The following is a 1,801-nucleotide window of genomic DNA, read 5'->3' as shown; positions in this document are numbered from 1 at the left end:
CCATCCCAATGGGCCCGTTGCAGATAAATATCGGGATGCTCCGGCAGCAGAGCTTCGAAGAGGGCGCGGGCAAGACGGCTTTTGCCACTGTCGGGGGGGCCCACCACCATCACCGCCGCTGCCAATTCTGTTCGCGTCAGCGGGCCGTAGGCCTTGCCCGGCCTTCCCTGCACCCAGGGGATGACCTGGCCCACCCGCACTTCGGGGGTATGGCTGGAGACCACCACCGCGCCCAAGCGTGGGTCATAACAGGCCACCCAACGGGTGAAGTGGCACTCATGCACCAGCCAGCCATACAGCCAAATGGGGGCCCGCCCCGTCAGAACCACCCCCAGCTGGGCATTGATCCCGGCAGGCAGCTGAAGCTGAGCCAAATCCTCTGGAAAAACCAGGCGATCCGGTCGGGTCAGCTCAATTTCGATGACCTGAAAAGACAGTTCCGAAGAATGGGATCTTCGAGGGTCCAAGGACTCCGTCCCGCTGGCGCGAGCGGCCAGACAGCCGGAAAGCAAATGCAGTGCCACAGCAGCCATGGGCAGATTTGACGAGACAGGTTGACTTCAGTATGGAAGAGATTGGAAGTGGGGGATTCCAAATCGTGGCAGAGTGGTCAGGCTCTCGTTTGCGCCTTACTTCAAAAAAATCCCTGGCCTGAAGTGCCATCAACTGGTTGACCTAAGAACCGAGGGAACTGTCGGATGAGCGGATTTGAGCTGCCTTTGACGGTGGAAGTGTTGCGTTGGTTAGCGGGCGGTCAGTTGGCCGAGCGCCTGGAGCGGGCCGTGCGCCTGTGGGTACTGCTCCACTGCCTCTATGGCGAAAACCGCTGGCCAGACCTGCCGGAAACCTTTGGCTACACCCACATCCGGGATCGCTTGCTCTCGCCGTGGCATCCCAAGCAGGATCTGGCAAAAGGGATCCCTTCACCCTGTCCTGATGTTGACTGCATTTGCTGGAAACCCTTGAGGTTTTGGCTGAAGGATCCCAACCTATTGGCCGCCTTAAAAGCAGAAGTTCCGGATCTGGAAGCGCTGCTATCTGCTCAACCCTTTCACAAGACCCATCGCACACTGCGCAAAGAGCTGGATTACCTGGCTGCCCGGGGTTGGCTGCAACAAATTCAGGCCAACTCTAGGCGGAGAGATAATTTTCGCTGCCGTGCGCCGGGGGATCGTCCCCAACTGCCCGTATCTTCATCGGCTTTGACCTTATCGGGCCATCAACTGGAACAGATCTATCACATCCTCAGCGATGTGGCCTTTGTACATCCAGATGTGCAGGTTTTGCTGGATGAAATCTGGGAAAATCAAAGGACTCCGTCCCGCTGGCGCGATCAGCACTCCCAGCGGCGGCTGTTTGTGTGGTTTGAGTACATCCTCTCGGACGAACAGCAAGAACGGGTGGACGAATATCAAAACCAGCTGGAAGCCTTTTGGGCCAACCCAGAAGCGGGGGTGATCGGTTTTGACTACGCCACCCGCCAACATGGGATCCGACACGTTCTCACTTACCCAGTCTGTTTGTTCTATGCCCGCCGCGCCAAGTATTTGGCAGCCTTTGGCCAGCTTCCCACCCCCGAAGGATCCCTGGGCTGGCACAATTTTCGGCTGGATCGGATCCAGTCTAAGCGCCTGGCGGTGATTCCCTGGGACGCTCCTTCCATTCCGCCAGAGCTGGCAACCCGCAAACGGCAGAGGAAGCTGCCCAGCCCAGAGGAAGTCCAAGCAGCATGGGAAGAAGCCTGGGGATCCGATTTTTACCTGCCCAAGGCATTGTTGATCCTTCGATTTTCCCCGGAGTT

Annotated in this window: 2 protein-coding genes; one reads left to right on the top strand and one right to left on the bottom strand. The window is 58.1% G+C overall.

Annotation, left to right across the window (positions count from 1 at the left end; translation table 11 throughout):
- On the bottom strand, nucleotides 1–533 hold a 533-nt coding region (gene crn3 / locus NW837_RS11960), incomplete at its 3' end, for a CRISPR-associated ring nuclease Crn3/Csx3 (protein ID WP_414331797.1).
- A gap of 165 nt (nucleotides 534–698) precedes the next feature.
- Here crn3 and NW837_RS11955 point away from each other — a divergent pair.
- The coding region (locus NW837_RS11955; RefSeq protein ID WP_414331794.1) for a TIGR03985 family CRISPR-associated protein at nucleotides 699–1,801 on the top strand (1,103 nt) is incomplete at its 3' end.

The sequence above is a fragment of the Synechococcus sp. R6-10 genome, from assembly GCF_047461815.1.
Classification (GTDB): domain Bacteria; phylum Cyanobacteriota; class Cyanobacteriia; order Thermostichales; family Thermostichaceae; genus Thermostichus.
This window is presented reverse-complemented; position numbering and strand designations above follow the sequence as displayed.